The organism is Kitasatospora sp. NPDC057692 (genome assembly GCF_042799475.1).
Taxonomy (GTDB): domain Bacteria; phylum Actinomycetota; class Actinomycetes; order Streptomycetales; family Streptomycetaceae; genus Kitasatospora.
In genome coordinates, this window is the sequence record NZ_JBHVIV010000169.1 from 1 (window position 1) to 6630 (window position 6630).

The following is a 6630-nucleotide window of genomic DNA, read 5'->3' on the forward strand; positions in this document are numbered from 1 at the left end:
AATCGACCTGGCCCTGGGGCTGTGCGCGCTGCTGAGCGACGAACTCACCGCCCGGGCCATTCAGCTCCTCACCGAGTACGACCCCCAGCCGCCGTACGACAGCGGCTCCCTGGCCAAGGCGACGCCCGAGGTCGAGGCCCGGGCCCGGGAGCTCGCCGCCGGAGGCTGAGCCCGCTCGACCCCGGCGGACGCGCGGCGGCCCGGCTGGTGACCGGTCCCCCGTGGCCGCGGCCGACGCGGGGTTCGCCACCGGTGCCGGTGGCGAACCGCGCGTGTCCGGCCTGCCCGCTCGCCGAAGCCGGGACGGCGGCGCGACGACGGTCAGCGTTCGCGCAGCCGGGAGTCGGTCCGGGGGCGCAGCGCGGCCGCGAGGGCGGACGAGGCGATGGCGACGCCGAACGCGGTGGCGGCGATCGTCGACCAGGGCATGGCTACCGGAATGTCCTGGGGCCACAGCTGGCTTCCGGCGACGAGCCAGCCGCCGAGGACGCCGATGAGCATGGCCAGGCCGGTGATCACGGCCGCCTGGGTGGCCAGGATCCGCCGTTGGACCCCGCCGCGGAAGCCGATGACCCGGAGCAGCAGCATGCGGGGGCGGATCTCCTGGGCGGCACCGCCGACGGCCGTCATCGCGGACACCAGGGCGGTGGCGGCGCCGATGGTGAGGGTGATCGACCAGCGCGCGGGGACGGGCGGCTCGTAGCCCCGTTCGACGTGGAGGTCGGAGGTCGGGATGCCGAGCGGCTCCACGGCCCGGCCGAGTCGTTCCTCCAGGTCGGCCGGCGGGTCCTCGGGCAGGGAGGCCCGGTAGCCGGCGGTGAACGGCTCCAGTCCGGCGGCGCGGGCCGTCGCGCTGCTCAGCAGGGCCTTCGCCTGGGTGAGCGTGACCTTGTCCACCGGGTCTGCGGGGGCGGGGTCCACCGGAACGGGCGCGGGTGCCGCGCCGCCGGGTCCCGGTGGCACCATCAGCGACACCGGGGCGGCTCCGGTCGGGGCGGTCCGGTCGAGGAGGAGCAGCTTCGCCCCGCCCAGCGCCTGCCATTCGCGGGAGGTCGGGGCGCGGCCGGTGAGGTCCCGGAACTGCTCGGGGGTGTCGACCACTCGGATGCTGCCGGCGGGCGTACCGCCGATCACGAGCCGGGCGGACGGCACCGAGAGCCGGTTGCCCTCGGCCACGGGGCGGGCGCCGGCGGGGACGGCGGTACGGATCTCCTCCACCGGTGTGTCCCGGCCGACCACGTCGCGGACGGCGGCGAGCACCGCCTCGGACGGTTCCGTGTTGCGCAGTGGCAGTTCGACCTGGTTCACGTGGCGCGAACCGACGTGCGTGCGCCGGTCCTCCTCGGTCTGCGAGGCGACGAAGGAGGCCGTGCTGACGGCCAGGACCACGGCCAGGGCGCTGGAGGCGACGGCGGCGACCGGCCGGCGGCGTTCCCGGGACAGGTCCCGCAGGGCGAAGCGCCCGGCCAGCGGCAGCCGCGTGGCGAGGCGGCCCAGGACGTGCAGCAGGTCCGGCAGGGCGGTCAGCGCGGCCAGGACCACCAGGACCGCGCCGACGGGGCCGACCACGCCGGTGCCCTGGGTCGCCGAGAACAGGAGGAGCAGGACGCCCGCCGCACCAGAGACGGCCAGGACCGTGTGGCGGCGCGATCGTCGTTCGGGGCGCGGGGCGCGGGTGAGCCGCTCGCGCACCGACGCCGTCCGGGCGAGTCTGGTGGGCAGCCAGATGCCCGCGACACCGCTGGCCACCGCCCCGACGGCCAGCAGCGCCAGCGCGGCGAAGGGCAGGGAGAACGCTCCGAGGTCCCGCTCCACCGCGGAGCGGATCAGCGGCCGCAGCGCCTGGCCGAGGACGAGGCCGCCCAGGACGCCGGCGCCGGTGCCGATCGCCACGGCCGCGGCCCCGCCGCAGCGGGCCAGCCGCACCAGCCGGTCACCGCTGAAGCCGACGGCGGACAGCATCGCCAGCTGCCGGTTCAGCCGCCGCATCCGGAGGTTGAACGCGGCGGCGGCGCCGAACAGGACGAGTGCGAGCCCGGGGACGGCGAGCAGGCCCGGCTGGGCCTCCAGCAGGCTCTTGGCCGAGGAGACGGCCTCACGCGGGGTCACCTGCCAGTGCTGCCGCGCGGCCGCGGCTGTGATGCGGGCCTCGGTCGCGGTGTCGGCCCGCACCAGCCAGCTGGTGGACAGGCCGATCAGTCCGGTGTGCGTCCGGTCGTCCCAGCGGGCGAACAGCCCCGGGGCCCCGACGGCGAAGCGCGCCCGGTAGCCCGTCGGATCCTCCACCGTGCCGACGATCCGCGCGGGCCCCACGCCCTCGGGAGCCCAGGCGTAGCGGACGGTGTCGCCCGGGGCGAGGTGCCGCTCCTCCGCCAGGGCGCGGGAGAGCGCGATCTCGTCGGGCGCGCTCGGCAGCCGCCCCGAGACGGTGCGCGTCATGCCGGAGACCAGCGGGCTCGACCAGTCCGTCTCCCGATAGGGAAGCTGCTCCGTCCGGCCCGCGATGACCATCGGGAAGGACAGGGCCGACCGGATCGGCAGGACGGCGTCGGAGGGCTGGATGCCGGGCACCGCCGAGGCGAGGTCCGGCTGCTCCTTTCCCGCAGCGGCCGCGGTCACGGAGAGGTTGGCCTGGCCGAGCTGGGCCCGGGCCTTCTGCGGGCCCGACAGGTTGAGCACCCCGATGACCTGCATCGCCGCCGTCGACAGCAGCACGGGGACGGCGAACAGGGCGATCAGGGTGAATCGGCGCCAGCCCCGGCCGACGACCAGCCGCCAGGCGAGCCAGAGCGCGGCGTCGCGGTCCCGCCTCATCCGCGCGGTCCGGTGGTGCGCGATTCGAGGTCGCTCGCGCTCGCGCGCGCTCCTCCGACGGTGATGTCGACGATCCGGCCGTCCTGCATCCGGACGATCCGGTCGGCGTAGTCGGCGTTGGCCGGGTTGTGCGTGGAGACGATCGCCGTGACCCCGGAGTCGCACAGCTCGCGCAGCGTGCCCATGACCTGCGCACCCGTCGCCGAGTCCAGCGCCCCGGTCGGCTCGTCCGCGAGCAGCAGCCGGCGCTCGCCGACCACGGCGCGGGCGATGGCCGCGCGCTGCTGCTGCCCGCCGGAGACCTCGTCGGGGAAGCGCGGACCGAGGCCGGCGAGGCCGACCCGGGCGAGCGCCGCGTCGGCCCGCCGGCGGGCCTGCGCCCGGGCCACCCCGGACCCCTCCAGCGGCAGCGCGACGTTCTCCCGCAGGGTCAGCTCCGGGAGCAGGTTGAACTCCTGGAACACGAAGCCGATGGAGACCATCCGCAACCGGGCGAGCCGGGCCTCCGGCAGACCGGCGAGGTCCATCCCCAGGACCTCCAGCCGCCCCGCCGTCGACCGGTCGAGGCCGCCGATCAGGTTGAGCAGCGTGGTCTTCCCGGAACCGCTGGTGCCCATGACGACGACGAATTCCCCGTCGCCGATGTCGAGATCCACGCCGTTCACCGCGTGAACGTCCCCACTGCTCGTCGCGTATGTCCGGTGAACTCCGGAAAGACTGACGCTTGCCATTTCCTCTTCCTCGTCGCCCTACTGCAGAGCGGGCCGCCCCGAGAGGCGGCCCGCCGGGTGCGCTCGAAGGCCGTCGGTGCTCGGGCCTGGGGCCAGTGCCGGCCATACCCGGCGCCTACCGAGCGAGCACCCCCGGTACTTGCTCACGCAGGAGCCGCTCGCCCTGGAGGCGCTTCCACTCCGGCGTGCGGAACCACCCCCGCATCGGATGGCCGCCTCCGACGAGCGGCTACCCGAGGTCATGGCCACGGCCAGTCTCTCCTGGCCGGCTATCCGAACGATCCGTCCTCACGGACGGTGAAGCAGTCACAGCCGTCGTGCTCGAAGCGCACCCGCCCGTCGAACGCCGACTCCGCGCTGCTGCACACCCCGTAGTCGGCTCCGGATTCGCCTCTCAGGGCCACCCAGTAGCGACAGCCGCCGCACTGCTCGGAGTACCACTCGTCCCGGTAGGCAGCGCCCACTGCCGAACGGTTGCCCAGTGCGTACCATCGCGCGTGGCACTGATCGTTGTGTCCTCGATCATCGCCGGTCCACGGCCCTGCTGACGCCACGTCGCCCCCGCCTTCGAAAATCAGCCCGCTCACACGGTGATCATCCCATCGTTGACAGGGTGAAGGTTCGCTGATGCGGCGTTAGAGCGCGCGCAGCGCGCGTTCGCACTCCCGGCACCGCTGCTCGGCCAGGGTGGGCGGATACCAGGGCTCCCCCAGCCCCGGCCGGAAGTGCGCGTGCTCCAGGTCCCCGGTGTCCCGCCCGCACAGGGTGCGCGGCAGCGGGTCCTCCGGGACGTCCGGATCCGATCCGGCGGCGTGCACGGCCGCCACGGCGGGCTCGACCCCGTCCGGGCCGAGCAGCCGGCCGGGGTCCAGCTCGTAGAGCACGACGATCGAGGCCATGGCACGAGGATCGGTCGCCCGGGCCGCCGGGACACCCCGGGTGGGCTGTTCGTGGACGTCCGGCGGGTCCCGGCACCGGCGGCCCTGCCCAGGGGCACCGGCGGGCAAACCGGGACCAAGCGCACCATCGGACCGGGACCTCCGGACCGCGATCAGGTCCCGGTGGACCGATTCGCGGCCGCCCGGTGCGGGGGCAGTGTGGTGATCACGGCACAGCGGGCCGGGCCGGCGGGGTGTCCCCCGTTCGGGCCGGCCATGTTGCCGCCGCAGGCGCCGTTGGCGAGCGTGGGCGAGGTGTGCCGCGCGCGAACGGCCGATCCACCGATCGAAGGAGTGCACGTGTACTGGAGCAGCGGGAACTACGAGGCGTTCGCCAGGCCGCGCAAGCCCGAGCGGGCCGACCGGGCGAGCGCCTGGTTCGTCGGTTCGGGGCTGGCGTCGCTCGCGGGGGCGGCGTTCCTGGTACGCGATGCGCAGGTGCCCGGCGAGCGGATCACCATCCTGGAGCGGCTGCGGCTGCCGGGCGGCGCGCTGGACGGCATCAAGGAGCCGGAGAAGGGCTTCGTGGTGCGCGGCGGGCGCGAGCTGGAGGACCACATGGAGTGCCTGTGGGACCTCTTCCGCTCGGTGCCCTCGCTGGAGGTCGAGGGCGCCTCGGTGCTCGACGAGTTCTACTGGCTGAACAAGGACGACCCGAACTTCTCGCTCCAGCGGGTCACCGAGCAGCGGGGCCGGGACGCCCGCACCGACGGGCTGTTCGCGCTGAGCGACCGGGCGCAGAAGGACCTGGTGCGGATCTTCCTCGCCACCCGCGAGGAGCTGGAGGGCAAGCGGATCGACGAGGTGTTCGGCCGCGACTTCCTGGACAGCAACTTCTGGCTGTACTGGCGGACCATGTTCGCCTTCGAGGAGTGGCACGGCGCGCTGGAGATGAAGCTCTACCTGCACCGCTTCGTGCACCACGTCGGCGGGCTGCCGGACCTCTCCGCGCTGAAGTTCACCAAGTACAACCAGTACGAGTCGATGGTGCTGCCGCTGACCCGCTGGCTGATGGACCAGGGCGTGACCTTCCGCTTCGAGACCGAGGTCACCGACATCGACTTCGACCTGGCGCCCGGGCGCAAGCGGGCGACCCGGATCCACTGGACCGAGGCCGGCAGGCCCGGCGGCGTCGAACTCGGCGAGGACGACCTGGTGTTCACCACCATCGGCTCGCTCACCGAGAACTCCGACAACGGCGACCAGCACACCCCGGCCCGGCTGAACGAGGGCCCGGCGCCGGCCTGGGACCTGTGGCGGCGGATCGCCGCCAAGGACCCGGAGTTCGGCCGCCCCGAGGTGTTCTGCGGCAACATCGCGCAGAGCAAGTGGGAGTCGGCCACCGTCACCACTCTGGACCCGCGCATCCCCCGGTACATCCAGCAGGTCGCCAAGCGCGACCCGTTCAGCGGCGGCGTGGTCACCGGCGGCATCGTCACCGCCCGTGACTCCTCCTGGCTGCTGAGCTGGACGGTCAACCGCCAGCCGCACTTCAAGCAGCAGCCGGCCGACCAGGTCGTGGTCTGGCTGTACTCGCTCTTCGTCGACCGTCCGGGCGACTTCGTCCGCAAGCCGATGGCGGAGTGCACGGGCGAGGAGATCACCCAGGAGTGGCTGTACCACCTGGGCGTGCCCGAGGCGGAGATCCCCGAGCTGGCCGCCGGGGCCGCCCGCTGCGTGCCGGTGATGATGCCCTACGTGACCTCGTTCTTCCTGCCCCGCAAGGCCGGCGACCGGCCGCAGGTGGTGCCGGACGGGGCGGTGAACTTCGCCTTCATCGGCCAGTTCGCGGAGACCGGGCGGGACTGCATCTTCACGACCGAGTACTCGGTGCGCACCGGCATGGAGGCGGCCTACCGGCTGCTGGACGTCGAGCGCGGGGTGCCCGAGGTGTTCAACTCGACCTATGACGTGCGCAAGCTGCTCGCCGCGACCAGCCGGCTGCGCGACGGGGCCGAACTGAACCTTCCCGGGCCGGAGTTCCTGCGCAAGCGGCTGCTGCACCGGGTGGAGGCGACCGAGGTCGGCGCGCTGCTGGAGGAGTTCGGGCTGATCGACGAGGGGCGGTAGCCGCAGGCACGGCACGGGCCCGGTGGGTCCGCGGACCCACCGGGCCCGTGCCGTGGACGGGTGCTCTGTAGTAGTGG

Annotated in this window: 5 protein-coding genes; 1 reads left to right on the forward strand and 4 read right to left on the reverse strand. The window is 73.8% G+C overall.

The genetic code is table 11. The features are described from left to right. Window positions 1-321 precede the first annotated feature (321 nt). From ACFVFS_RS40200 to ACFVFS_RS40215, 4 genes are all read right to left on the reverse strand, one after another. On the reverse strand, window positions 322-2814 hold the full coding sequence (locus ACFVFS_RS40200) for a hypothetical protein (protein ID WP_380630067.1): 2493 nt from the start codon (window positions 2812-2814) through the stop codon (window positions 322-324). Beyond that, window positions 2811-3479, reverse strand: a complete 669-nt coding sequence (locus ACFVFS_RS40205; RefSeq protein WP_380630069.1) for an ABC transporter ATP-binding protein — start codon at window positions 3477-3479, stop codon at window positions 2811-2813. The genes ACFVFS_RS40200 and ACFVFS_RS40205 overlap by 4 nt, the downstream gene beginning before the upstream one ends. A gap of 335 nt (window positions 3480-3814) precedes the next feature. Next, window positions 3815-4132 carry a DUF3027 domain-containing protein gene (locus tag ACFVFS_RS40210; protein ID WP_380630072.1) on the reverse strand — a complete coding sequence of 106 codons (318 nt, stop codon included), beginning with the start codon at window positions 4130-4132 and terminating at the stop codon, window positions 3815-3817. Window positions 4133-4180: 48 nt separating this feature from the next. Beyond that, window positions 4181-4444, reverse strand: coding sequence for a hypothetical protein (locus tag ACFVFS_RS40215; RefSeq protein ID WP_376092543.1), 264 nt, complete (start codon window positions 4442-4444; stop codon window positions 4181-4183). A 339-nt stretch (window positions 4445-4783) separates the two neighbouring features. Between ACFVFS_RS40215 and ACFVFS_RS40220 the strand changes: the two genes are divergently transcribed. Next, window positions 4784-6553 carry an oleate hydratase gene (locus tag ACFVFS_RS40220; RefSeq protein ID WP_380630073.1) on the forward strand — a complete coding sequence of 590 codons (1770 nt, stop codon included), beginning with the start codon at window positions 4784-4786 and terminating at the stop codon, window positions 6551-6553. Window positions 6554-6630: the final 77 nt, after the last annotated feature.